The sequence below is a fragment of the Streptantibioticus silvisoli genome (assembly GCF_027947535.2).
GTDB classification, from domain to species: domain Bacteria; phylum Actinomycetota; class Actinomycetes; order Streptomycetales; family Streptomycetaceae; genus Streptantibioticus_C; species Streptantibioticus_C silvisoli.
Map to the genome: position 1 here is coordinate 78,497 of NZ_JAAGKO020000003.1, position 25,538 is coordinate 104,034.

The 25,538-nt window shown below is 74.1% G+C and carries 20 protein-coding genes; 10 read left to right on the forward strand and 10 right to left on the reverse strand.

Annotated features, from left to right (window positions below):
- Positions 1-40 precede the first annotated feature (40 nt).
- Together POF43_RS03210 and POF43_RS03215 are read right to left on the reverse strand one after the other, a co-directional pair.
- A complete protein-coding gene (locus POF43_RS03210; protein WP_372515793.1) occupies positions 41-1,105 on the reverse strand; it encodes a methyltransferase in 1,065 nt (354 codons plus the stop codon).
- The gene (locus POF43_RS03215; RefSeq protein WP_271326007.1) at positions 1,102-2,184 is read right to left on the reverse strand and encodes a right-handed parallel beta-helix repeat-containing protein; all 1,083 of its coding nucleotides are present in this window, start codon (positions 2,182-2,184) and stop codon (positions 1,102-1,104) included. Before POF43_RS03215 ends, POF43_RS03210 begins: the two co-directional genes overlap by 4 nt.
- A 352-nt stretch (positions 2,185-2,536) precedes the next feature.
- Here POF43_RS03215 and POF43_RS03220 point away from each other — a divergent pair, with 352 nt between their 5' ends.
- The gene (locus POF43_RS03220; RefSeq protein WP_271318073.1) at positions 2,537-3,244 is read left to right on the forward strand and encodes a hypothetical protein; all 708 of its coding nucleotides are present in this window, start codon (positions 2,537-2,539) and stop codon (positions 3,242-3,244) included.
- A gap of 61 nt (positions 3,245-3,305) precedes the next feature.
- A complete protein-coding gene (locus POF43_RS03225) occupies positions 3,306-3,815 on the forward strand; it encodes a DinB family protein (protein WP_271325932.1) in 510 nt (169 codons plus the stop codon).
- A 158-nt stretch (positions 3,816-3,973) separates the two neighbouring features.
- On the opposite strand, the gene POF43_RS03230 is transcribed toward POF43_RS03225, so the two are convergent.
- The 3 genes from POF43_RS03230 to POF43_RS03240 all read right to left on the reverse strand — a co-directional run bounded on the left by POF43_RS03230 (position 3,974) and on the right by POF43_RS03240 (position 7,304).
- Complete coding sequence (locus POF43_RS03230) at positions 3,974-5,179, reverse strand: saccharopine dehydrogenase family protein (protein ID WP_271325891.1); 1,206 nt, start codon at positions 5,177-5,179, stop codon at positions 3,974-3,976.
- 327 nt (positions 5,180-5,506) lie between these two features.
- On the reverse strand, positions 5,507-6,793 hold the full coding sequence (locus tag POF43_RS03235) for an MFS transporter (RefSeq protein WP_282698953.1): 1,287 nt from the start codon (positions 6,791-6,793) through the stop codon (positions 5,507-5,509).
- An 88-nt stretch (positions 6,794-6,881) separates the two neighbouring features.
- The gene (locus POF43_RS03240; protein ID WP_282704390.1) at positions 6,882-7,304 is read right to left on the reverse strand and encodes an ArsR/SmtB family transcription factor; all 423 of its coding nucleotides are present in this window, start codon (positions 7,302-7,304) and stop codon (positions 6,882-6,884) included.
- A gap of 119 nt (positions 7,305-7,423) precedes the next feature.
- On the opposite strand from POF43_RS03240, the gene POF43_RS03245 reads away from it, so the two are divergent.
- Together POF43_RS03245 and POF43_RS03250 are read left to right on the forward strand one after the other, a co-directional pair.
- The gene (locus POF43_RS03245; protein ID WP_271322412.1) at positions 7,424-8,692 is read left to right on the forward strand and encodes an FAD-binding protein; all 1,269 of its coding nucleotides are present in this window, start codon (positions 7,424-7,426) and stop codon (positions 8,690-8,692) included.
- 18 nt (positions 8,693-8,710) lie between these two features.
- A complete protein-coding gene (locus POF43_RS03250; protein WP_271322411.1) occupies positions 8,711-9,670 on the forward strand; it encodes an aldo/keto reductase in 960 nt (319 codons plus the stop codon).
- Between the two features lie 7 nt (positions 9,671-9,677).
- Here the strand turns inward: POF43_RS03250 and POF43_RS03255 are convergent, their stop codons facing one another.
- The 5 genes from POF43_RS03255 to POF43_RS03275 all read right to left on the reverse strand — a co-directional run bounded on the left by POF43_RS03255 (position 9,678) and on the right by POF43_RS03275 (position 14,166).
- Complete coding sequence (locus POF43_RS03255; protein ID WP_271315539.1) at positions 9,678-10,496, reverse strand: class II glutamine amidotransferase; 819 nt, start codon at positions 10,494-10,496, stop codon at positions 9,678-9,680.
- A 268-nt stretch (positions 10,497-10,764) separates the two neighbouring features.
- Complete coding sequence (locus POF43_RS03260; RefSeq protein WP_271322410.1) at positions 10,765-11,649, reverse strand: amino acid ABC transporter permease; 885 nt, start codon at positions 11,647-11,649, stop codon at positions 10,765-10,767.
- Positions 11,646-12,290 carry an amino acid ABC transporter permease gene (locus POF43_RS03265; protein WP_271315537.1) on the reverse strand — a complete coding sequence of 215 codons (645 nt, stop codon included), beginning with the start codon at positions 12,288-12,290 and terminating at the stop codon, positions 11,646-11,648. The genes POF43_RS03260 and POF43_RS03265 overlap by 4 nt, the downstream gene beginning before the upstream one ends.
- A 9-nt stretch (positions 12,291-12,299) precedes the next feature.
- Positions 12,300-13,274, reverse strand: coding sequence for a glutamate ABC transporter substrate-binding protein (locus POF43_RS03270; protein ID WP_271315536.1), 975 nt, complete (start codon positions 13,272-13,274; stop codon positions 12,300-12,302).
- A gap of 118 nt (positions 13,275-13,392) precedes the next feature.
- Positions 13,393-14,166 (reverse strand): amino acid ABC transporter ATP-binding protein, encoded by a 774-nt coding sequence (locus POF43_RS03275; RefSeq protein ID WP_271315535.1) that lies wholly within the window; start codon positions 14,164-14,166, stop codon positions 13,393-13,395.
- A 193-nt stretch (positions 14,167-14,359) separates the two neighbouring features.
- On the opposite strand from POF43_RS03275, the gene POF43_RS03280 reads away from it, so the two are divergent.
- From POF43_RS03280 to POF43_RS03305, 6 genes are all read left to right on the forward strand, one after another.
- Positions 14,360-15,301, forward strand: coding sequence for a LysR family transcriptional regulator (locus tag POF43_RS03280; RefSeq protein ID WP_271322409.1), 942 nt, complete (start codon positions 14,360-14,362; stop codon positions 15,299-15,301).
- Between the two features lie 449 nt (positions 15,302-15,750).
- Positions 15,751-16,833 carry an AfsR/SARP family transcriptional regulator gene (locus POF43_RS03285; RefSeq protein ID WP_372515798.1) on the forward strand — a complete coding sequence of 361 codons (1,083 nt, stop codon included), beginning with the start codon at positions 15,751-15,753 and terminating at the stop codon, positions 16,831-16,833.
- 112 nt (positions 16,834-16,945) lie between these two features.
- Entirely contained in the window at positions 16,946-19,132 is a 2,187-nt protein-coding gene (locus POF43_RS03290) for a TOMM precursor leader peptide-binding protein (protein ID WP_271322408.1), read from the forward strand.
- Positions 19,122-21,104: a TOMM precursor leader peptide-binding protein gene (locus tag POF43_RS03295; protein WP_271322407.1), complete on the forward strand. Its 1,983-nt coding sequence runs from the start codon at positions 19,122-19,124 to the stop codon at positions 21,102-21,104. The genes POF43_RS03290 and POF43_RS03295 overlap by 11 nt, the downstream gene beginning before the upstream one ends.
- 94 nt (positions 21,105-21,198) lie before the next feature.
- Positions 21,199-22,803, forward strand: coding sequence for a nitroreductase family protein (locus POF43_RS03300; RefSeq protein ID WP_271322406.1), 1,605 nt, complete (start codon positions 21,199-21,201; stop codon positions 22,801-22,803).
- Positions 22,800-25,538 carry a lantibiotic dehydratase gene (locus tag POF43_RS03305; RefSeq protein WP_271322405.1) on the forward strand — a complete coding sequence of 913 codons (2,739 nt, stop codon included), beginning with the start codon at positions 22,800-22,802 and terminating at the stop codon, positions 25,536-25,538. The genes POF43_RS03300 and POF43_RS03305 overlap by 4 nt, the downstream gene beginning before the upstream one ends.

Below are 25,538 nucleotides of genomic sequence, written 5' to 3' on the forward strand. Positions count from 1 at the left end.
CGTTCGTGGTCCGCGCCCGCCTTCCGGTGCGGGTTCGCGGTCAGGCCGGCACGGTGGCCAGCAGCGCGTGCAGGTAAGCGTTGACCGGCCGGACGTCGCCGACCAGCAGGCCGGCCTCGTTCATCAGGGCGGTCATGGTGGCCTCGGTGTGCTTCTGGCCGCCGACGTTGAGCAGCAGCATCAGGTCCATGGCGGTGGTGAACCGCAGGGAGGGCGTGTCGTCGACGAGGTTTTCGATGACGACGACGCGGGCGCCGGGTCCGGCCGCGTCCACGACGTTGCGCAGGGTGCGGCGGGTGGACTCGTCGTCCCACTCCAGGATGTTCTTGATGACGTACAGGTCGGCGGCGACCGGGACGGCCTGACGGCAGTCGCCGGGCAGCAGGCGGGCCCGGTCGGCGAGCGGGCCGCCGTCGCGCAGCCGGGGGTCGGCGCCGGCCACGACCTTGGGCAGGTCGAGCAGCGTGCCGCGCACCCGGGGGTGCTTCTCCAGCAGCGCGGCCAGTACGTGGCCCTGGCCGCCGCCGATGTCGACGACCTCCTCGACCCCGGTCAGGTCGAGGGCGGCGGCGACGTCCCTGGCGGACTGGCGGCTGGAGTGGGTCATGGCCCGGTCGAAGACCCGGGCGCTGTCGGCGGCGTCGGTGTGCAGGTAGTCGAAGAACTCCTTGCCGTACAGCTCGGGGAAGACGGTGCGCCCGGAGCGCACCGCCTCGTCGAGCCGGGGCCAGGCGTCCCAGGTCCACGGTTCGGTGCACCACAGCGCGACGTAGTGGAGGCTGTCGGGGGCCTCCTCGCGCAGCATGCGGGACATGTCGGTGTGCCGGAAGCGGCCGTCGGGCAGCTCGTCGAAGACGCCGTAGGACGACAGGGCCCGCAGCAGGCGGCCCAGCGGGCGCGGTTCGCAGCCGACGGCGGCGGCGAGGTCCTCGACGGTGACCGGTCCCTCGGCGAGCGCGTCGGCCACCCCGAGGCGGACGGCGGCGCGCACCGCGGCGGCGCACGCGGCGCCGAAGACCAGTTCGCGCAGCCGCATCGCGCTCTGCGGCGCGGCGGGGGCCGGGGCGGGGGTCGGGGCCGGGGCGGGCAGCTGGGTGTCGGTCATCGGTCGCACCTTCCGGCGACGACGGGCGCCGCACTGCCGCAGGTGTTGGCCAGGAAGGTGTTGCCGGCGCCGTGGTCGCGCACGGCCAGGTCGGCCGGGGCGTTGCCGGTGGCGATGTTGCGGCTGACGGCGTTACGGGTGTCGTGCACCCCGACGTTGCTGTTGAACAGCACGACGCCGCCGGACATCGGCGAGGTGCCGGTGTTGTCGAGGATGGTGTTGCCGGTGACGCGCACGCCGTCGGTGCCGGTCAGCAGCACGCCGGTGCCCTGGATGAACGGCAGGCGGGCCGCGGCGGCGCAGTACTTGTTGTTGCCGACGATCTCGTTGTCGACGATGTCGAGGTCGCCCGCCCGCGGCACGTTCTCGTCGCCGATGACGAAGACCCCGCCGCAGTTGCCGGACACCAGGTTGCGCTCGACGGTGAGGTCGCGCAGCCGGCGGACGACGACGCCGAAGCGGTTGCCGGTCAGCCGGTTGGCGGTCACCCGGGTGCCGAGGGTGTCGGTGGCACCGCCCTCGGTGGAGACGGTGTTGGCGAGGAAGATTCCGGCCTGCCCGTTGTCGCGGGCGGTGTCGCCGCGGAAGACGCCCCGCACGGAGCGTTCCTGGCTGATGCCCTCCTCGCCGTTGTCGCGGGCGGTGACGCCGGTGACGGTGAGCCGGTCGGCGTAGGAGGCGTTCAGGCCGTTGGTCCGGAAGCCGCGCACGGTGAGGTTCTTGACGGTGACCCCGGCGGCGTTGTCGGTGGCCGTCCCGGTCACGCAGATGCCGTCGCCGGCGATGGCGCAGGCGTTCTGCGGCCCGCTGACGCCGGGCACGATGACGGTGTCGGGGCCGGTGCCGCGCAGGGTGACACCGGGGGTGGTGATGCGGACGCTGCCCGGATAGGTGCCCGCAAGTACGACGATCTCGTCACCCGGCCGGGCGCTGTCGACGGCGGCCTGGATGGACTGGCCGGCGGAGACCGTCCGCAGGTGGGGGAAGAGGGCGGTGGCCTGGGCGGCGGGGACGGCTGTCAGAGCGATGACGACGGTGGCCGCGACTGCCGCGGCGCCTTGGACCCGGCGTGTGGTCATGCTGGACACCTGCTTTCCGGTGGCACACGAAGCCACCGAAAAAACGCTATGGGTGATCTTTTGCCCCGGCCACTCAGGCCGGGCAGACGGGTAACGGCCCGTCACGCGGCGCGGCGGAGGCCGGAGATACGGGGGTGGGGGTGCGGGGGGGCGCGGGTCCGGAGGCGCGGGGATGCTCGTGGCCGCGGCACGAGGTGCGGTGCGAGGCGCGGCACGAGGCGCCGTACGACGCGCGCGGCGGGCGGTCCCGAGGGGCGAAGCAGGCATGGTTGGGTGGTTTGTGAACCGGCATCAGGAGAAGTTCGCCGATACGAGTGGACATCCGGCCATGGGATCGGAATGCTCTGGTGCCATGGCCGACTCTTTCCCGATCCCCACGCGGTCCGGCGTCGCACGCGAGCCGCTCGACCCGACCGCGGTGACGCCCGGGCCGCAGCCCGTCGACGTCTCGGAACGGGACGGACACCACGTCATCGTCGGCGAGGTGCTGAAGCCGGGACGGCACCGCGCGTTCCGGCCGCGCCGGAAGGTGGCGATCAGCGGAGCGGTGCTCTCGGCGGCGGGCGCGTTCGTCACGCTCGCGCTGATGATGGGTCACGGCGGCAGCACGGTCAGCGCCGCGCCGCGGGTCACCCCGAGCGCTCCGCTGCCCGACCTGCCGGACGAGCCGGCCGCCGCCCAGCACCCGGCGCACACCGCGCCGACCCCGCCGGCGCACACCGCCGCACCGGTGGCCGCGCACACCCCGACCACCCCGCACACCGTCGCCCCGCCCGTGACGCGGGCACCGGCCGCGACCGCCCAGCAGCGGCTGGCGGCAGCCGCCGCCCAGATGCGGGCGCAGATACGCCAGGACAGCGCGCACGACGCGCAGGTGTGGGCGGCCGCGATGCGCGAGGCGGCGGCCCAGCAGCACGGCGGCCGGCAGCAGGCCGCGGCCCGCGCGTACGAGCGGCAGGCGGCCGAGCAGAGCCAGGCGGCGAACGCCGGCGCCGGCCGGTCCCACGGTCCGCGGCACGCCGGCGGCGGCTACGGAGGCCACGGGCGCGGCGGCCGCTGAGGCACCGCCCCGGCGGGAAATTGCGGCGCACCGCACCACGGCGCGCTGTTACGGTCCGCGCATGACGAACACCGCGCCGTGGACCGGCGACGAGAAGGCGATCCTGCGCTCCGGCCTGGACCGGCACCGCGACGCGGCGCTGTGGAAGCTGGAGGGGCTGGACGAGGAGCAGGCCCGGCGGCGGATGACGCCGTCCGGGACCAGTCCGCTGGGTCTGGTCAAGCACCTGGCCGCCGTCGACTACTGGTGGTTCTGCGTGACGTTCGGCCAGGAGACCGAGCCGCTGCCGTTCGTCGACGACGACCCGGACGCGGACCTGCGGGTGGACGACGGTGAGAGCGTCGCGGACGTGGTCGCCTTCTACGGCCGGGCACGGGCGGCGGCGGACGAGGTGCTCGCGCGGCTGCCGCTGGACGAGGTGGCGACGAGCGAGGACGGCCGGGTGGTGTCGCTGCGCTGGGTGGCGGTCCACATGATCGAGGAGACCGCCCGGCACGTGGGCCACCTGGACATCCTGCGGGAGCTGATCGACGGCGCGACCGGCGACCACCGGCGGTTCGCCGCGTCCTGAACGGCACGGGCACGCCCGGTCCGCGGGTGGCGGGGACGGCGGGTGGCGGGCCGGGTTCCGCACGTTCCCACCGCGTCGCAGGCCCGCGCACCCCGCGCGCCGCTCAGGGTGCGCGGGGCCGGGGCGGGTGTGCCGCCGTGGGGGCCGCCGTCAGCGGCTCACTGCTCGCGCAGGCCCCAGGGGGAGCCGTACGCGGTGAGCAGGTCGAGGTACGGCTTGGGGGCGAAGGCCTCGGCGCCGAGGACGCCGGTGCCCTGCCACACGCCGGTGGCGCGCAGTTCGAGGGCGACGACCGGGTTGACGGCGGTCTGCCAGACCACCGCCTGCGAGCCGTACTCCGCCATCGACCACTGGTTGTCGACCACGTGGTAGAGGTAGACCTCGCGCGGCGCGCCGTCCTTGGTGCCCTTGACCCAGGTGCCGGCGCAGGTCTTGCCGTGCATCCGCTCCCCCAGGCCGGCCGGGTCCGGCAGCGCGGCGGCGACCACGTCGCGCGGGCTGACCTGCCGGTCGCGGACGGTCACCGTCTCGGTGCTGTCCAGGCCGAGCTTGTGCAGCGTCTTGAGGACGTCGATGAACTCGTCGCCCAGGCCGTACTTGAAGGTGACCCGTTCGGCGCCGACCCAGCGCGGGATGAGCAGGACCTCCTCGTGCTCGACGTTGACGCACTCCACCGGGCCGATGCCCTCGGGGAAGTCGAAGACCTCGGGCTCGCTGAACGGCTCGGTGGTGAACCAGCCGCGGTCCTTCTCCCAGACCACCGGCGGGTTCAGGCACTCCTCGATGGTGGTCCAGATGGAGAACGACGGCGCGAAGTCGTACCCGTCCACGGTGAGGTTGGCGCCGTCGCGCACCCCGATCTCCTCGATCTCGTCGAAGAGTTCGTCGGCGGCGTACCGGGCGAAGACGTCCGACAGGCCGGGTTCGACGCCGACGCCGCCCAGCGCGAGCCGCCCGGCCCGCTCCCAGTCGGCGGACCGGTCGAACTGCTCGTCGCCGAGCTTGACGCCGCACTCCTGGTAGGGGCGGTCCGGATGCGGCCGGGAGAGCGACATGGCCATGTCGAGGTAGTCCACGCCGGCGGTGAAGGCCGCGTCGAACAGCGGCATGACGAAACGGGGGTCGGTCGCGTTGAGCAGGACGTCGCAGCGGTGCTCGGCCAGCAGCGCGGTGACGGCGGAACGGTCGGACGCGTCCACCCGGGCCGCGGTGAAACGGGGGTCCGGGCCGGTCCCGGCCACCGCGTCCCGTGCGCGGACCGGGTCGCAGTCGGCGACCACCATGGCCTCGAAGAACGATCGACGGGCCGCGATCTTCGCGATCGCCGAGCCCACCCCTCCTGCCCCAACAAGCAGGATTCGCATAAGGAACGCACCTCTCACCGTGCCCCGCGACAGCCGGTGACGCGGAGGTCTCTGGAATGCTGGGCGTCACGGTATCAGTGTTGCATCGCCCGGAGAACTGTCTATTTCCCCGATCCGAGCGCCGTCTTCCAACGAAATCCGCAGCGAATCGCGCTCTGCTTCACGCCTGCCCTTGCCGGTGAAGGGAGTTGGGAACGACGACGCGCCGGCACGCGGTTCCGGCACGCCGTCCGAGGACGCACCGGCGCATCTGCGTCGGCGCACGCCATCGGACCGCCTGCCGGCGCACCTGCGCCGGCGCCCCGGCCGGCCTCGCCGGTGCCCCCGCTACCCGCGGCGTGCCTCGTCGCAGCGGTCGGGGCCGGGGGCGGGGCTCGGGGCCGGGCGGGCGGTGTCGCCGGCCACCACGCGGGAGCGGGTGCCCTTCGTGGCGAACGGGGAGTAGCGCGGCGCCCAGCGCAGCAGCGCGCCGGCCGCCAGCACCCCCACGACGCCCATCGTGCTGATACCGGCCGCCAGGCTGCCGAGACCGGCCGCGGCGGAGACCACCAGCGGGCCGCCGGCGCTGCCGGAGTCGGCGCACAGCCGCCACACGCCGAGGAACTGCGAACGGCTGGCCGGCGGGGCGACGTCGGCGCCGAGCGTCATCAGGATGCCGCTGCCGATCCCGTTGCCGAAGCCCATCACCATCGCGACGACGGTCAGCTCGCCCAGCGTGCGGGTCAGCGGCAGCGAGACCATGGTCAGGCCGAGCACCAGCATGGACGGCACCGCGATCCACAGCCGTCCGAGGCGGTCCATCACCTGGCCGGACGGGTAGAAGGTGAGGGTGTCGACCAGCCCGGCGATGCCGAAGACCACGCTGGTGGTGGCCGGGGTGAAGCCGAGGTGTTCGGCCCACAGCGGCAGCACCGTCTGCCGGGCGGCGCGCACCGAGCCGACCAGCAGCACCGCGACGCCCAGCGTCAGGAAGACCGTGCGGTGGTCGCGGACCACCGCGCGCACCGGGGCGGGCGCGGCGGTGCCGGCCGTCCGGCCGGTGAGGGGGTCGGTGACGTCCGGCACCAGCGCGACGACGAGGGCGGCGGCCAGGGTGAAGGCCACCGCGAGCCAGTAGATGTCGTGCACCGGGTGGGTGCTCAGGACCGCGGCGCCGATGAACGGGCCGACGAAGGAGCCGACCCGCGACATGCCGCCCAGGGTGGACAGCGCGCGGGCCCGCAGCTCCTTCGGCGCGGCCTCGGTGAGGTAGGCCTGCCGGGCCAGTACGAAGACCGCGTTGGTGGCGCCGGTGGCGGTGACCGCGATGCCCAGCTCCCCCACGTTGCGGGCCAGCGCGCAGCCGCACAGCGTCAGTACGGCGACAGCGGCGGCCATCAGCATCGCGCGCCGGTCGCCGACCCGGGCGGCCAGCGCGCCGGCCGGCACGTCGCCGAGGATCTGCCCGACGCCGAGCAGCGCCAGCACCAGGCCGGCGGTGCCGACCGAGGCGCCGAGCGCCCGGCCGCTGAGGGCGAGGACCGGGGCGAGCGCGCCCATGCCGGTCTCGAAGACCAGGGCGGGCAGGAAGACGGCGGGCGCCATCCGCAGCAAGGACATCGGACGCGAACTCACCGGCTGCCGCCTCATCTCGGTACGCGCTCCCGCAGGGTGGGGGACGGGAACGTCGGCGAACCGATGATATGCAGGCAGGCCGATCCGATCACCGGCGCCCGCGAACCCCCGCCCCGGCACCGGAGGCCTGGCCGGTAGCCCCCGCACCGGAGGCGTGATCGGCAACCTCGGGGGCCGCGGGGACCGCACCGGAGGCGTGGTCGGGGGCCGCGGGGAGCGCACCGGGCGGGCCGGGCGGCGGCGGGGCCAGGTCGTACTTGTCGATCCAGTGGTCGCGGATCAGGCGTATCGGGCGGCCGTCGAGGAAGTGCAGCTTCACCCGGCCGTGGCGGCGGCTGACCACGAGTCCGGCCTCCTCCAGCACCTTCAGGTGCTTCATCACCCCGAAGCGGGTCATCTCCACACAGCACTGGAGCTCGGTGAGCGTGCGGCCGTCGCGTTCGAACAGCCGGTCCAGCAGCAGCCGGCGGGTGGGGTCCGCCAGGGCCTTGAACACGCGGTCGTCGTTCACCGCACCTCCTTGACAGGTGACCGAACAGTCACGCACCGACCCTCGCGCGCCTGCCGCGCGGGGTGCACCATGATCACGGGGGCGGACCGGCCGCCCGGCTGACGACGGAGGCCGTCGACGTGACGCACAACTGGGCGGGGAACGTCACCTTTTCGGCCCGGGAACTGCACCGGCCGCGGTCCGTCGAGGAGTTGGCCTCGCTGGTCGCCGGCCACACGCGGGTCAAGGCGCTGGGGGCCGGGCACTCGTTCAGCCGGATCGCCGACACCGAGGGCGTACTGGTCTCGCTGTCGGACCTGCCGCCGCTGGTGGAGACCGACCCGGTGGCCGCGACCGCGCGGGTCGGCGCCGGGATGCCGCTGTACGCGGTCTGCGCGGCGTTGCGCGAGCGGGGTCTGGCGCTGCCCAACCTGCCGTCCACCACGCACCTGACGGTGGCCGGCGCCTGCGCGACCGGCACGCACGGCTCCGGCGACGCCCACGCGACCGTGTCGGCGGGCGTGCGGTCGGTGGAGCTGGTCACCGCGGACGGCTCGACGCTGACGCTCTCGCGCGGCGAGCCGGACTTCGGCGGCGCGGTGACGTCGCTGGGCGCGCTCGGTGTGGTGACGGCGCTGACGTTCGACGTGGTGCCGTCGTTCACGGTGGAGCAGCGGGTGTGGGAGGGGCTGCCGTGGGAGGTGCTGTTCGCCGAGCACGCGCGGATCGCGGCGTCCGCCCACAGCGTCAGCGTCTTCACCGACTGGACGGCGCGGCCGAGTTGCTGGGTCAAGCGGCGCACCGGCGATCCGGCGGCCGGCCTGGAGTGGACCGGCGCGGTGCCGGCCGGCGGGCCGCGGCATCCGGTGCGCGGGATGGACGCCGGCGCCGTGACCGTACAGGACGGTGTGCCGGGCGCGTGGGACGAGCGGCTGCCGCACTTCCGGGTGGGCGCGACGCCGAGTGTGGGCGCCGAGATCCAGTCGGAGTACTTCACCTGCCGGACCGACGCACCGGCCGCGATGCGTGAACTGCGGTCGCTGGCCGAGGAGTTGGCCCCGGTGCTGCGGGTCTGCGAGATCCGGACGGTGGCCGGTGACCCGTGCTGGCTGGGACCGGGTGCCGACGGCCGGGTGGGTTTCCACTTCACCTGGTCGCCGGACGTCCCGGCGGTGCACCGGGTGCTGGACCTGGTCGAGGAGCGGCTCGCGCCGTTCGCGCCGGTGCCGCACTGGGGCAAGGTGCACCGGATGACGCCGGCGGCGGTCCGCGCCGGCCATCCGTCGGCCGGGCGGTTCGCGGCGCTGCGGCACCGGCTGGACCCCGGCGGGGTGTTCGGCAACGCGACGCTGGACGCCGTCTTCGGCGGCGCGGCGCCCGGGGCGGTCCTGCCGGGCGGCACCGCCTGAACCGGTAGCGTGACGGCCATGACTGCTGATCGTCTGCACGGCGTGCGCGGGGTGGCGCGGATCGGGCTGGGGCTGGCGGCGCTGGGCCGGCCGGGGTACATCGACCTGGGGCGCGACCGCGACCTGCCGGACCGTTCGGCCGAAGGGCTGCGGCGGCGCAGCCACGCGGTGCTGGACGCCGCCTGGGACGCCGGGGTGCGCTACTTCGACGCGGCGCGGTCCTACGGCCGGGCGGAGGAGTTCCTCGGCGGGTGGCTGGCGGCGCGGCCGGCGGCGGCCGGGGCGGTGGTGGGCAGCAAGTGGGGTTACACGTACACCGGCGGCTGGCGGGTGGACGCCGAGGTGCACGAGGTCAAGGACCACGGCACCGCGGTCTACGACCGGCAGGTGGCCGAGACGCGGGCGCTGCTGGGCGACCGGCTGGACCTGTACCTGGTGCACTCGGTCACCCCCGACAGCCCGGCGCTGACCGACCGCGCGCTGCACGAGCGGCTGGCCCGGCTGGCCGCCGAGGGCGTGACGGTGGGGCTGTCGACCTCCGGGCCGCGGCAGGCGGACGCGGTCCGGGCCGCGCTGGCGGTCGAGGTGGACGGCCGGCCGCTGTTCGGCGCGGTGCAGGCCACGTACAACGTGCTGGAGCCGTCGGCCGGCGACGCGCTGGCGCAGGCGGGCGCGGCCGGCTGGGCGGTGGTGGTGAAGGAGGCGATGGCCAACGGGCGGCTGGCCGTGCCGGACGGCCCGCTGGCGCCGCTGGCGGGCCGTACCGGCCTGGCCCCGGACACGCTGGCGCTGGCCTGGGTGCTGGCGCGGCCGTGGGTGACCGTCGTGCTGTCCGGTGCGGTGACGACGGGGCAGTTGGCGTCCAACCTCGCGGCGGCCGGCGGTGAGCGGGTTCCGGCGGACGGGGCGGACCTCGCCGGTCTGGCCGAGTCCGCCGACGGCTACTGGCGGCACCGCGCGTCGCTGCCCTGGACCTGACGCGGCGTCAGCCGGCCGGGGTGGCCGGCCGCCGCCGCGGGGCGGGCCACCCTGCGGCGGCCACCGCGCGCGCGGGGTCCAGGCGGTGGACGGAGGTGTGCAGGTCGCCGCGGCGCACCCGCAGGATCTGCCCGTTGCGCAGCGGCTCCCACGGCTCGTCGTCGTGCGCCCAGCCGGTGGAGGCGACGATGACGCGGTCCGTGCCGATCCGGTAGCCGAGTTCGTAGGAGACGTGCGGGTCCTTGCCGGAGGCGGTGGGCCGGGAGCCGTCGTAGCTGGTGAAGGCGTAGAGGGAGTCCTCGGTCAGCAGCAGGCAGTTGAGCGCCTCGGTGTCCATGGTGCCGAAGACCTGGGCGCTGACGGCGGCCAGGGCGACCTCGACGGGCACCGAGCGCAGCGCGGCGCGCACCAGGGAGAAGTAGCGCTCGCTGTCGGTGCTGCCGACGCTGGCGGGGCCGTCGGCGGCGGCGACCAGCGCGTCGAGTCCCGGCTTGTCGCTGGCCCAGCCGTTGTGGGCGAAGGCGATCCGGCCGTCGGTGAACGGGTGGGTGTTGTCGCAGGTGTTGACCATGCCGGCCGACGCCTTGCGCAGGTGCAGCACGGCCGCGTCGGTGTGGGCGTCGGTGACGGCTTCGAGGTAGGCGGCGCTCGGGGCGGCCGGTTCGGCGGCCTTGCGGATCGTCAGGCCACCCTGGTCGTTCCGGTGGGCGACGCCCCAGCCGTCGCAGTGCTCCGACGACAGCGCGGTGAACTGCGGCAGGTCGTCGCGCAGAAGAGCGGTCAGCGGCTGCGCCGTCGTGGAGACGACACCGAGCAGTCGGCACATGGTGTTGCTGTCCCTCCTGAGGAGATGGTTCGAGCGGGTGGGCCGGCGCGCGACGCCCGCACATGCGGCAATGCGCCGCGCCGGCCGCACATTCCCGGCCGCGGACGTCGCGCCGGTCACCCGGCGCTCCCATCGTGCGACGGGCGTTCGCCGGACGTGGGCGTGGCCCGCGTCGCGCACCGCCGGGCGGCCGTCCCCGCGGGGCCCGCCGTACCGGTGCGGGGACGGCGGGCCCGGTCCGGCCCGTGGTGCGGGGCCGGCGGGGCGGTCAGGCGACGCGCAGCGTCTCGGAGTCCAGTTCGGTGGCCGGCCGGGTGCCGTCCGGGTCGGGGACGACCCCGCCCGCCCGGGGCTTGCGCCGGGCGCGGCGCTCCAGGGCGTGGGCGAACTGGGAGATCGCGGCGTTCACCAGGATGTAGACCACGGCCACCACCGTGTAGCTCTGGATGAAGTAGTGGGTGTAGGAGCTGAGGTCCTTGGCCTGGTTGAGCAGTTCGGCGACGCTGACCGCGTAGCCGAGGGTGGAGTCCTTCAGCAGGCTGACCAGCTGGCTGACCAGGGTCGGCACCACCAGCCGGATGGCCTGCGGGAAGACCACGATCCACATCACCTGGCGGCGTTTCATGCCCAGCGCGTAGGCCGCCTCGGACTGGCCGCTGTCCAGCGCCATGACGCCGGCCCGGAAGACCTCGGCCAGCACCGCGCCGCTGCACAGCACGATGGGGATGACCAGCTGCCAGAAGACCGGGAAGGTGTACCCGCTCTTCGGGACCGCCAGCAGGAAGATGTAGATCACCATCAGCAGCGGTACCGAGCGGAAGAACTCGATGAAGACCACGCAGACGGCCGTCAGTACCCGACTGTCCGACATCCGGCCGAGCGCGAGGACCGCGCCCAGCGGCAGCGCCAGCACGGCGCAGACCGCGGCCACCTCGCCGGTGGTGCCGATGCCGCTGAGCAGGAACCGCAGGATGGGGGCCTGGGTGAAGTAGGTCCACTTGGCGGCGACCAGCTGGCCGTTGCGCCCGAACTGGACCAGGCCCAGGACCACCACGCCGGCCATGACGAGCACCGACACGACGGAGGCGACGGCGATCCGGCGGCGGGCCCGCGGCCCCGGCGCGTCGAACAGGACGCGATTGACCCCGCTCATCGGCGTACCGCCATTCGCTTCTGCACACGCCCCGCGACCAGGGCGATGGTCAAGGTGATCACGACGTAGCCGAGGGCGGCCAGCCCGACGGTCGGCAGCGGCTCGTCGTACTGCAACTCGAGGATCTGCACCCGGCCGGTCAGTTCGCTGACGCCGACGGCGGCGCCCAGCGAGGAGCCGAGCACGATGCCGATCAGCACGTTGGCCAGCGGCTGGACCATGGTGCGGAACGCCTGCGGCAGGATGATCAGCCGCAGGGACTGGGTGAAGGTCATGCCCAGCGCCCGGGCCGCCTCCGCCTGCCCGACCGGCACCGCGTTGATCCCGCCGCGCATCGCCTCGCAGGCGAAGGCCGCGAAGTACATCGCCAGGCAGATCGCCTCGGAGGTGAACAGCGGGAAGGAGATGCCGGCGTCGGGCAGGCCGAAGACGAACAGGAAGAGGAACACCAGCAGCGGGATGTTGCGGAAGACCTCGACGTACAGGGTGCCGAACGCCCGCAGCGGTGTCACCGGGCTGACCCGCATGATGGTCAGGGCGATCCCCAGGACTGCGGCGCCCACGAAGCCGAGCAGGGACAGTTCGACGGTGACGCCCAGTCCGCCGACCAGGACACCGATGTGCTTGAGGATCTCAGACATGATGGATCGTCAGGACCCGTCCGCCGAACCGATCTTCGGCACGGCCGGCGGGTTGCCGGCGATCTTGGTGCCGATGGTGGCCTTCCACAGCTTGGCCCACTCGCCGTCGGCGTAGATCTTCTGCAGCCAGGTGTCGACGAACTTCTTGGCGGCCGAGCCCTTCGGCACGCCGATGCCGTACGGCTCCTGGGTGAAGGGCTGCCCGACGACCTTCAAGGACGTGTCGCTGACCGCGTCGCCCAGCAGGATGCCCTGGTCGAGCACGTAGGCGTCGGCACGGCCCTGCTTGACGGCGGCGACGCACTCGCCGTCCTCCTGGAAGAGCAGCACCTTCGCCTTCGGCGCGAACTTCTTGATGTCCAGCGCGGCGGTGGAGTTGCCCTCGGTCGCGACGGTCTTGCCGTTGAGGTCGGCGACCGACTTGATCGAGGAGTTGCTCGACTTGACCATGATCGCGTCGCCGGACTCGAAGTACGGGCCGGCGAAGTCGACCTTCTGGGCGCGCTGCGGGGTGATGGTGTAGGTGGCGAACACCGCGTCGACCGTGCCGTTCTGCAGCATCGTCTCGCGGGTGTCGACGGTGGTCAGCGACAGCTTGGTGGCCGGCTTGCCGGTGATGTAGCGCGCCAGCATCTGCGACAGGCCGGCGTCGAAGCCCTCCAGCTGGCCGCTGACCGGGTTCTTCTGCGAGAACAGCGGGCCGGAGTCGGTGCCGCCGACCCGCAGGTAGCCGCGCTTCTTGATCTGGTCCATCCACGAGCCCGGGGTGATGGCGGACGCCGCGGCGACCGGGGCGGCCGCGACGACCTGGGCCTGGGTCAGCGCGGACGGCTTGCCCTTGCCCGCCGAGGAGCCCCCGGCCGGCGGGAGCGAGGAGCCGCTGCTGCCGCAGGCGGACAGGCCGGCGGCCACGACGGCGACCAGGCCGGCGGCGAGGATCCGGTTCCGGCCGGCGGCACGGGTCCCGTTGTTGAGGGCGTTCATGGAACTCCTTCGGTACGCAGTGGAGCTGAGGGTGCAACCGGGTTGCTCCGGCGCGGCGTTGGGCCGGAACGATAGCCCAGGGGAAGGCCGCGTGGATCGGTGCTGGGGAATCGGTGGATCAGTGCTGAAGAATCGTGGAGAGGAAGTCGCGGGCCCGTTCGGTGCGCGGCCGGGTGAAGAACTCCTCCGGGGGGCCGGTCTCGACGATCTGCCCGGCGTCCATGAACACCACGCGGTCGGCGGCCTGGCGGGCGAAGCCCATCTCGTGGGTGACGGCGACCATGGTCATGCCGTCCTTGGCCAGCCCCACCATGACGTCGAGGACCTCGCGGATCATCTCCGGGTCCAGCGCCGAGGTCGGCTCGTCGAACAGCATCAGTTTCGGGTGCATGGCCAGCGAGCGGGCGATGGCGACGCGCTGCTGCTGGCCGCCGGACAGCTCCGCGGGGTGCGCGGACTCCTTCTGCCCGACCCCGACCCGGTTCAGCAGCGCCCGCGCCTCCTCGACGGCCTGCGCCTTGGGCGTGCGGCGCACCCGGATCGGGCCGAGGGTGACGTTCTCCAGGACCGTCTTGTGGGCGAAGAGGTTGAAGGACTGGAAGACCATCCCCACGTCGGCGCGCAGCCGGGCGAGTTCGGTGCCCTCCTGGGGCAGCTCCCTGCCGTCGAAGACGACCCGGCCGGAGTCGATGCTCTCCAGGCGGTTGATGCAGCGGCACAGCGTCGACTTGCCGGAACCGGAGGCGCCGAGGATGACCACCACTTCGCCCTCGGCGACCTGGAGGTCGACGTCCTTGAGGGCGGTGAAGTCGCCGAAGCGCTTGTTCACCGACTCGACGCTCAGCAGCACCTTGCCGGACGGGGTGCTCGTGCCGTCTGCCTGATCAACCATGGGGATGAAGATAGGACCGCGATCGGCGCACGGCTAATAGAGTCTTTCTCGTTAAATTGAAGAGATGGTTATACCACCCGCTTCCTCCGCCAATGCACCATAGGCCGGATATGACCGCCACGACAGGTGACCCGGACGTCACGGTTCGATCACCCCGGGCGCCTTCGGGGTCCGGCTCACCTAACCTGTCCCCATGTTCGACCCGCGCCACCTGCGGCTGCTCCAGGAAATCGCCCGCACCGGATCACTGTCCGCGGCGGCACTGGAACTCGGGTTCAGCCAGCCGGCGGTCTCCTACCAACTGCGCAGCCTGGAGCGCGAGGTCGGCACCGTACTGGTGGTGCGCAACGGCCGCACCACCCGGCTGACCCCGGCCGGCGAGGCGCTGGCGGTGCACGCGAACACCATCCTCAGCTCCATCCAGACCGCCGAGCAGAACCTCGCCGACATCGTCGGCACCCAGGCCGGCCTGGTGCGGATCGCGGCGTTCCCCAGCGGCTGCGCGACGATCGTGCCGGCCGCGATGGCGGCGATGCGGCGCATCCGGTCGGCGGTGGAGATCCAGCTGCACCAGGCGGAACCCCCGCTGGCGCTGGAGATGGTGCGGCGCGGCGAGGCGGACGTGGCGGTCTCCTACCGCTACGACGTGCCCTCGCCGAACCGGCGGCCCGGTGCCCGCGAGGCGCCGTTGCAGCGGATGCCGCTGCTGGAGGATCCGATGCAGGTGGTGCTGCCGGCCGGCCATCGGCTGGCGGAGCGCGAGTCGATCGCGACGGGCGACCTGGCGGACGCCACCTGGATCATCAGCAGCCCCTGCTTCGAGGGCATCCTGCAACGGGCCGCGCTGTCGGCCGGGTTCACCCCGACGGTGAGCATGGTCGCCGACGACTACGTGGCGATGCAGGCGCTGGTCGCCCACGGGCTGGGCGTCGCGGTACTGCCCCGGCTGTCGCTGGTGGCGCACCACGACGAGCGGGTGGTCTCGCGTCCGGTGCGGGGCTGGCCGCCGCGGCTGGTCGAGGTCGAACTGTGGCCGGACCGCATGCGGGTGGACGCGGTCGCCACGATGCTCGGCGCCCTGCGTGAGGCGTGCGCCCCGCACAAGGCGGCCGGCCACGCCGCCGTCCCCGCCTGAGCGTCCCCCGCCCGAGCGCCCGCACCGGAGCGTCCCCCGCCTGAGGGTCTCCGCCTGAAGGTCTCCACCCGAGCGTCCCCGCCGCCGCCAAGCGGAATCCTTCCCGGCCGTCCGGCGGCCGTTCCTTATTCATCAACGGGTGATCCGGTGCGGCCGATCGCGCGCCCGCCGCGGTGGTCGCGGATATGCCGTACCGGTGGCACCCTCCCATTGCGTCCACCGCCCGGCGGGCCGGCCCGCCACTTCCCCGGCCACCGGGTTCACGGACCGAAGGCGAAACCTCAAATACCGCTCAATTGACTGCCGGGTCGCCGTGCTGGAGAGCGCCTCCACCAAGGAGACAACAGCGACAATGCGGCCCATCCCGGTGCCGTGGCCTGCGAGTTCAAGCACTTGTCGAGTACTTCTGGGCCGTGGTAGCTTCCGACCGGTCAAGGGAGTGGGCGGAAATGCATAAAAAGCAATCTGTCGACACCGGGAAATTGCAGTCGGATCCGATCACCCCCCACGGGTACGACAACCCGGCGAATGTTTCACCTCGATTTCTTCTCCTGGGACCGGTCGCCCTCACCGACGGTCGGGAAGCAATCGTTCTTCAACCGTCAAAACCCGCCAGTCTGCTCGCCGCCCTTTTGCTGCACCCCAATTCCGTGGTGTCCGCGGACTTCTTGCGGCAGGTGGTGTGGGGGGAGGCCGGCCCCGGCGTGCCGCGCTCGGCGCTGCACACCTGCGTCCAGCGGCTGCGCCAGCTGTTCGCCAAGTACGGCCTGTCGGGACACCTGATCGACTCCGTCTCCGGCGGCTACCGCATCACCGCCGACGCGCGGTCGCTCGACCTGATCGCCTTCCGCGACCTGGCCCGCCAGGCGGAGGCCCAGGCCGACCCGGGCGACGAACTGCGCCTGCTGCGCGCGGCGTTGAGCCTGTGGCAGGGGCCGGTGCTGTCCAACGTGCACTCCGACACCCTGCACCGGGAGATCGTGCCGCGGCTGGCGGAGGAACGGCTGCGCGCGATCGAGCGGGTCTTCGACATCGAACTGGGCCTGGGCCGCTACCGGCAGGTAATCGCGGAGCTGTGGCCGACGGCGCGGGCGCACCCGGCGCACGAACGGCTGTGGGCGCAGCTGATCGAGGCGCTGCACCGCACCGGGCGGCGGGCGGACGCGCTGGCGGAGTACCGCACCGTCAAGGACTACCTGCGCGCCGAGCTGGGGGTCGACCCGGGTCCGGTGCTGCGGCGGCTGGAGATGGCGGTACTGCGCGGCGACGAGCTGGCCGCGGCCGGCTCGCGGCGGCCCGCGGCGCTCGGCGCGGGCCCGGCCGCGGCGGGCGGCACGCCGGGCGCGGCGGCCGGGCCGCCGCGGCCGCCGGCGGCGGCCGACCGGGTGCTGGGGGCGCTGGTCGACGCGGGGCTGCTGGAGGAGGGCCCCTCCGGTTTCTACTCGATGCACGATTCGCTGCGGATGCTGGCGCGCGGCGCGGCCGCCATCCACGGTGAGGAGTCCGGATCGGCCCCGCCTTTCGACGGCTGATCCCTTCGCCCGTTTTTCGTCCGGATTTCGTCCGGATTTTCCACCGGTAGTTCCACCCGTTGTTGTCATTGCCTGTGCAACCAGCACGCTTCGCCAGGGGGACCGCGTTCAGATGACTGTGACGTACGAGAAGATTGCGGATGCGCGACCGCGGATACGCAGAGACATCCTGTTCACCCAGACCCCCGGCGGGGTGGTCTTCCACAATGCGCACGGCGGCTTCAATCTGAGTGGTCGCAGCGCTTATCGATTCGCGTCGCTGATCGTTCCCCATCTGAACGGCCTCCATACGGTCGGCGAAATCTGCGGCGGGCTGGGGGAAAAGCAGCGGGCCATGGTCGCGGAGCTGGTCTCCACCCTCATCGCGCGCGGCTTCGCCCGGGACGTGCCCGAGGGCGGTGACGGCCTGGAGGCGCTGGACGAGGTGGTGCGCGAGCGGTTCGCCGCGCAGATCGGGTACGTCGACCACTACGCCGGTGAGGCCGGTTCCCGGTTCGCCCGCTTCCGAGCGGCCCGGGTCGCGGTGCTGGGCCGCGACGCGGTGGCCGCCTGGTGCGTGCTGAGCCTGGTGCGCAACGGCAGCGCGGCGGTGGCGGTACCGGCCGGCGGGCGGGACCCGCTGCTGGCGCAGGCGGTGGCCGAGGCGGCCGAACTGACCGACACCGGTTGCCCGGTGGTGGTGGAGGAACTGCGGTTCGCCGGTGCCGAGCCGACCTGGCAGGAGCTGGCGGGCTTCGACGTCGTCGTCGCGGCCGGCGGACCGCGGGCGCTGCTGCGGCTGGTGGAGGCCGGGGTGCCGGACGGGGTCGAACTGCTGCCGGTGTGGACGTTCGGCCGGCGCGCGGTGGTCGGCCCGCTGACCGCGCGCGCGGTGCCGGGCTGCTGGTCGTGCGCGGCGCTGCGGCTGGGCGCCAACGCCGAGCAGGACGCGGCGGCGCTGTGGAGCGCGGCGAGCCTGGGCGACCCGGACGCCTCCGGCGAGGTCACGGTGACCGGGCCGACGGCGGCGATGCTGGGCAACATGGTCGGCTACGAGATCTTCCGGCTGCGCACCGGCGCGATGGCCGCCGAGTCGCGCGGCAAGGTCGTGGTGCAGGACCTGGACTCCCTCGACGTGGTCTCCGAGACGCTGCTGCCGCACCCGCGCTGCCCGCACTGCCGCGTCGCGGACGCCCCGCGGCCGGCGCCGGTGGAGCTGGGCGACGCGCCGCTGCCGCCGCGCACCGGTGAACTGGCCGACGACGGCGACGCGGCGCTGGCGGAGCTGGAGACGCGCGGGGTGCTGGTCGCCGAACGGGCCGGGGTCTTCGCCGGCTACGCCGACGACGGGTGGGAGCAGACCCCGATCAAGGCCGGCACCGTCACGGTCGGTTCGGGCGCGGCACGGCGCGACGTGAGCGCCTTCGACGTGCACCACGTGGCCGGTGCCCGGCTGCGGGCGCTGCGCGCGGCGGCCGCGGTGTACGCCGAACGGGCCGGCGGGCCGGCGACCCTGCCGCGCGACGCCGGCCGGCCAGCGGTCGATCCCGCGGCGATCGGCACCGCCACCGGCGTGGAGGTGCCGGACGCCGCGCTGCGCCACCAGGTCGCGGCGGTGTCGCTGCTGACCGGTGCGACGGCGTGGCTGCCGGCCGGCGCGGTGGCGCCGTTCGGCGCGTTCAACGCCGACCTGGCCTGGGCTCCGACATCGGCGGGCACCGGTGCGGGCGGCACCGTGCCCGAGGCGGCGGCCCGCGGCCTGCTCGGGGCGCTGGCGTACCGGGCGTTGACCTCGGCGGTGGCCGGTCGCGGTGAGGTGCGCCGGGTGGGCCCGGACACCCTGGACGGCGACCCGGAGCTGGTGTTCCTGGTGCGGTCGGCCAAGAACCTGGGGCTGCGGCTGGAGTTGCTGGACCTGCTGGACGGCGACCGGCCGGCGCCGGTGGTGCTGGCCCGGGCCCGCGACGACCGCGGCGGCGCGTGGCACTGGGCGGTCGGCTCCTCGGTGTCGTGGAGCGGGGCCGCGGTGGAGGCGATGCGCGATCTGCTGGGCGCCGTCCAGCTGGAGCGGCAGGACGACGGCCGGCCGGCCGACACCGGTGACCCGCTGCTGGCGGACTTCGCGCCGGGCACCTTGGCGGTGACCGGTGAGTGCGGAGCGGGCGACGACGCGGCCGGCGGCTGGGCCGGGCTGCTGGAGCGGCTGCGGGCGTCGCGGACCGACGCGCTGCTGGTGGAGCGCGGCAGCGCGGACCTGGCGGCCGGCGGTCTGCGGGTCGTTCGGGTGGTCCTGGTGTCCGGGAGAGACTGTGCGCGCTGAGGCAGCGCCGCGGCCGGCCGCCGGCACCGCTGACACCGCTGACACCGCTGACGGCACCGGCGACGGCGCGGCGCCGTGGGCGGCCGGGACCGCGCGGTTCCAGGCGGCCGTGCGGCACGGCGCGGCCGGTCACGGGGTGGACCCGGCGGGGGTGTCGGTGCGGGCGCTCGGCGCCCGCGACGAGCTGGCCGCGGCCGGTCCCGGCGCGGCGATCGCGCCGGACGCGGTGGTCCACCTGTACGGCCATCAGGCGGTGGTCGGCCCGTTCCCCGCCGGCCGGGGGCGGACCTCGGGCTGTCCGCGGTGCCTGGTGCGCCGCTGGCAGTCGGTGCGGCCGGGGCCGTTGCGCGACGCGCTGGAGCTGGGGTCGGGCACGACGGCCACCGGTGAGTGGCCGCTGCCGCTGCCGTTCGTCACCGACGCGGTCGCGGCGCTGGTCGCGGCGGCCCGACAGCGGGCGGCGCGGGACGGCGGGCGGTACCCGTCGGTGCACCTGGTCGACCTGGAGACGTTGCGGGTGGACCGGGCGCCGCTGGTGGCCGACCCGGAGTGCCCGAGCTGCGGGGTGCGCACCGAGGACACCGCGCGGGCCGCCCGGATCGCGGTGGACAGCGCGCCGAAGGCCGATCCGGCGGGTTTCCGGCTGCGGCCGGTCGACGCCTACGAGCTGTCGCTGGAGGCGTTCGTCAATCCGGTGACCGGCATGCTGGGCCCGTCGGTGGCCCCCGACCTGGTCTCGGCGTCGACCGCCTCCACGGTGGGCGCCTTCACCCTGCGGTCCGGGTCGTACCTGCGCGAGTCGTACTGGGGTGGGCACACCGGCGGTTACCGGCGCAGCGTGCGGGTCGGGCTGCTGGAGGGCATGGAGCGGTTCGCCGGGATGCGGCCGCGCGGCCGGCGGACCACGGTGGTGGCCTCGCTGGACGAGCTGGGCGCCGACGCGCTCGACCCGCGCGCGTGCGGCGTCTACAGCGACGCGTTCTACGCCGGGCAGGACGTCACCGAGCCGTTCGCGCCGGACGTGCGGCGGCCGTGGGTGTGGGGCTGGTCCCTGCGCGACGAACGGCCGCTGCTGGTGCCGGAGGTGACCGCGTACTACCACGCGCCCGGCGGCCTGCGGCAGCGGTTCGTGCAGGAGAGCTCCAACGGCCGGGCGTCCGGCGGGGCCGCGGCCGAGGCGGTCTACTACGGGCTGATGGAGGTCGTCGAGCGCGACGCGTTCCTGGTCGGCTGGTACGGCAGGGCGCGGTTGCCGGAGATCGACCCGTACACCAGCCGGGACCCGGCCACCGTGCACATGGTGCAGCGGCTGGAGATGTACGGCTACCGGGCGCGGTTCTTCGACAACCGGATCAGTTTCCCGGTACCGGTGGTGACCGCGGTGGCGCAGCGGATCGACGGCGGCACCGGCACGCTGTGCTTCGGCGCCGGCGCGAGCTGGGACCCGGAGGCGGCGCTCGGCGCGGGGCTGTGCGAGATCGCCACCGACGCGGTGAACCTGCGGGCCCGCACGGTGCGCGACCGGGCCCGGCTGACCGCGCTGGCGCAGGACTTCGACCAGGTGCGGGTGCTGCACGACCACCCGCTGGTGTACGGCCTGCCGGCGATGGCCCGCCACGCGGACTTCCTGCTGGCCGGCCGGGACCCGGCGGACCGGCTGCCGGTCTCGGCGCTGACGCCGGCCCACCGGCCGGCGGCTGACCTGCGCGAGGACCTGGCGGCGGCGGTGGCGGCGGTGACCGCCCGCGGGTTCGACGTGGTGGTCGTCGACCAGACGATGCCGGCGCAGGCGGCGCTGGGTCTGCACACGGTCGCGGTCATCGTGCCGGGGCTGGTGCCGATCGACTTCGGCTGGAGCCGGCAGCGGGCGCTGCGCATGCCGCGGGTGCGCACGGCGCTGCGCGAGGCCGGCCTGCTGGACCGCGACCTGGCCGAGGCCGACCTCAACCCCGCCCCGCACCCGTTCCCGTGACCGGTACCCGCGGCCGACGGCCGCTCGCGACCGGGCAGTTGACTTCGTACGCGGCGGCACGACCCGCGGCGCAAGAGCAGAGAAGAGGACTCCCATGGGTGTCGCCCATGACTACGCGACCGCGGTGATGAAGCGCGGCCGAGTCGCGATGGAGCCTGCGGACTTCGTCCCCGACTGGGCCGACCGGCCGCGCAAGGAGAAGTTCTTCCCCGGGCTGCCGGCCTTCCGGCTGCCGGACGGCGACTACCCGGCGGTGGCCTCGTTGCAGGCGGGCCTGCACGGGCCGGGCGGGGACGGGGAGTTCAGCCTGCCGCTGCTGGGCGGGATGCTGCGCGACTCCTACGGTTTGCTGGGCCGCCGGCTCGGGGTGCAGGCCAACACCGACCTGGGTTCGCTGCCGCTGTACACGCACGCCAACTTCTGGCGCGGTACGGCCTCCGGCGGCGGCCTGTACTCGGTCGGGGTGTACTGGGCGGCCGGCCCGTCCGCCCCGGTGCTGCCGGGGCTCTACCACTACGCGCCGCCGCGGCACGCGATGACCCGGCTGCTGGCCGGCGACGTCTCCGGCGAGGTGCGCGAGGCGCTGGGCGCCGGCGCCGGTGAACCGGGCGCGGACGGTGACCAGTTCCTGGTGCTGGGCGTGAAGTTCTGGCAGAACTCCTTCAAGTACAACAGCTTCGCGTACCACGTGGTTTCCACCGACGTCGGTTCGCTGGTGCAGACGTGGCGGATGTGGGCGGCGGCGCGCGGGCTGTCGATCGGGCCGGTGATGTGGTTCGACGAGGAGCGGCTGGCCGCGCTGCTGGGCACGACGACCCGCGAGGAGGGCGTCTTCGCGGTGGTGCCGCTGCGCTGGGCGGGCGCGGCGGCGCGGCCGGCCCCCGAGCCGGCGCCGGCGGTGGTCCACCGCGACCAGGAGCGCTCCCGGGTGCTGATCGACTTCCCCACCGTCGACGCCATGCAGGCCGCGACGGTGGCCGGCGGCACCCGGCGCCCGGCGCCGGACGCGCTGCGGGCGGCGGCGGTGCGCGGCCCCGAACCGGGCGGCACGCGGGTGGCGCTGCCGGAGGCGTACCCGCTGGAGATGGACGTGCGCCGGGCGCTGCGCGAGCGGCGCAGCAGCTTCGGCCGGTTCGACGCCCGGGTGCCGCTGGACGCCGCCCGGCTGCACGCGGTGCTGCGCGCGGCGGACTCCGCGGCGGCGTACCGCACCGACGTCACCCCGGACGGGCACGCGCCGCTGGTGGCCTGGTACGTCTTCGTCAACCACGTCGACGGCATCGCGCCGGGCTCGTACGCCTACGACCCGTTCGACGGGCGGCTGCGGCTGCTGAAGGCCGGCGAGCCGGGGGCGTTCCTCCAGGCCAACTACTTCCTGAGCAACTACAACCTGGAGCAGGCGGGCGCGGTCGTGGTGCCGGCGGTGCGCACGCCGGCGGTCATCGACGCGGCCGGCGACCGCGGCTACCGGCTGGTGGGCGCGCTGATCGGGGCGACCGCGCAGGCGGTGTACACCGCGTCGGCGGCGGCCGGGGTGGGCTGCGGGGTGGCGCTGGGCTTCGACGCGGTCTCCTACATCGAGGAACTCGGTCTTGAGCAGCGCGGTGAGCGGCCAGTGCTGATCATGATGGTCGGCAACGACGCACCGGGCGGCGCGGACTTCCGCTACGACATCACCGGGGCCGGTGAGGGCCGATGAGCGCGGCGCGGTGGCGGCGTCCGCTGGCGGAGCCGTTCATGCTGCGGCTGTCCGGGCTGCCGGTGGAGGCGGTGCGCGGGCTGCGGGCCGAGCGGGCGGTGGCGTGGGCCGGCGAGGTGCTGGACGCGGAGGAGCGGCTGCGGGAGCTGGGTGAGTCGCTGAGCGATCCGCTGGGTGCGCTGGTCGGCGGCAACAGCGACGACCGGATGCGGCGCGAGGTGCTGAAGCTGCGGCGGGCGGTGTTCAACAACCGCAAGCCGTCCGACCCGCGGGCGGCGCTGGCGCTGGCGCAGGACATCGGCGGGCTGACCGGTGCGATGCTCGCGCAGTGGCTGGCCGACCGGGTCGCGCTGGAGCAGGCGCTGCACCGCGGTCCGGCGCTGCTGGCGGACGAACTGGCCGTCACCCGCACCGCGTTGCTGGCGCTGGCCGGCGACGAGCGGCTGCGCCGGGGGCTGTTGCTGGCCTCCCCCGCGCTCGACGCCCAGCTGGACGGCTGGCTGGCGGCGCGCGGCGCGGGTCCGGCGAAGAAGGTCCGCAAGATCGAGCGGTCGCTGCTGGCGTACCTGTACCGGACGGCGTGCAAGACGAGTCCGTTCTCCACCTTCACCGGGGTGGCGCTCGGCGCGTTCGGCGCGCCGGACGAGCGGGCGGCCGGGGCGGCGATGACGGTGGCGGAGGAGTGGTCGAGCCACGCGCGGCTGAACGTCGTGGTGCTGTGGCGGCTGGCGCAGGTGGTGGCCGGCGACCCGCTGCGGCGCGGCGACCTGCCGGTGGAGCTGGCGTCCGGCTGGGACCTCGACGACGAGCGGGTGCGCTACGTGCGCCGCTCAATGACGCCCGGGGACGACGAGGCGACCGTCAGCTTCGACGCGGCGCAGGACCGGTTGTTCTTCCTGCGGCGGCGCGGGGTGCTCGACAGCATGCTGGCGCTGTTCGGCGAACGCCCGGTGCTGCGCCACCACGAGCTGGCGGCGTGGCTGTGCGAGCGGCACGGCGCGCGGCCGGCCGAGGCGGAGCGGTACCTGTCGGCACTGACCCAGCTGGGCATGGTGCGGTTGTCGGGCCTGTACCCGCAGGTGCACAGCCGCGATCCGCTGCGGGACTTCCAGGGTGCGCTGCGCGCGGTGGACCGGCCCTGGTCGCACAAGGCGGCGGACGCGCTGGACGGCGCGATCGCGGCGGTGGACGGCTATCCGGCGGCGGCGCTGGCCGAACGGCGCGCGCTGCTGGCGGAGTTGCGCTCGCAGCTGGAGTCGTTCCTGGGCGTGCTGGACGCCGGTGCGGCGACGCTGCCGCGCACGCTGCTGTACGAGGACGCGCGGGCGGCGCGCGACCGGGTCGCGGCGGACGGCACGTTCTGGAGCGAGGTGGCGCTGCCGCCGCTGAACGCGCTGAACCGGGTGCTGCCGGCGTTCGACGTGTCGCTGCCGCAGCGGCTGACGCTGAAGGGCTTCTTCCTGGCCCGGTTCGGTCCCGGCGGGTCGTGCCAGGACGTGCTCAAGCTGGTGCACGACTTCCACGAGGACATCTTCGACCAGTACCTGCGGTTCACCTCCGGCAAGGAGGCGGTGGACGGCGAGCGCGGTTACGCGGCGGAGGAGAACTGGCTCGGGCTGCCGCAACTGGGCGCGCTGGACCGGGCCCGTGAGCTGTTCGTGGCGCGGATGCGCCAGGTGTGGGACGCGCGTGATCCGCACGCGCAGGAGATCACCTTGACCGAGGCCGACCTGGCACCGGTGGCGGACGAACTCGGCGCGCTGTCGGGCGGGTTCGACCCGGTGAGCCACTTCCTCCAGCCGGCCGACCGGCCCGGTGATCCGCTGGTGGTCCTCAACGGCTCGTTCGGCGGCCTGAGTTTCCCCTTCACCCGCTTCACCCACACCTACGACGGACAGCAAGGGCCGGACCTGACACGGGTGTTGCGCGAGCAGTTGCGGGCGGTGCAGCCGCACGGCGCGGTGTTCGCCGAAGTGACGGCCGGCGAGGCCACCACCAACCTGAACCTGCACGGCCACATGACGGACTATCAGATCCTGTGTCCCGGCGAGACGAGTTCCGCGCCGGAGCAGGCGCACATCCACCTCGACGACCTCTACGTCGAGCACGACGAGCGGGCCGACCGGCTGGTGATGCGCTCGCGGCGGCTGGGCGTCGAGGTGGTGCCGCTGTACCTGGGCTACCTGGTGCCGATGGTGCTGCCGGAGATCCCGCGGACCCTGCTGCTGCTGTCGCCCACGTCGAAGGCGACGGTCCGCCCGTGGGTGGGGGTGCCGGCCGGCGAGGCGACCGGCGGGGTGACCCGGCGGCCGCGGCTGCGGCTGGGGTCGCTGGTGCTGTCGCGCCGCTCGTGGACGGTGCCGGCCGACGCACTGCCGGTCTTCGCACCCGGCACGGACGAGGCCGGGCGTTTCCTGGCCTGGCAGCGCTGGCGGCGCGAACACGCCCTGCCCGCCCAGGTGTTCGCCCGGGTGCACCCGGCCACCGCCTCCGGTGGCTGGGGCGGCGGTTCCAAGCCGCACTACGTCGACTTCACCAGCCCGCTGTCGCTCGGCGCCCTGGAGGGCCTGCTCGGCGAGGGCGCGGCCCGGCTGGTGCTGGAGGAGACGCTGCCGGCCGAGGACGAGCTGCCGGTGCGCACCGCCCGCGGCCGCCATGTGGCGGAACTGGCCGCCGAGATCATCCCGGTGCCCTGCGACGGCGCACCGGACACCGCCCGGACCACGGAGATCTGA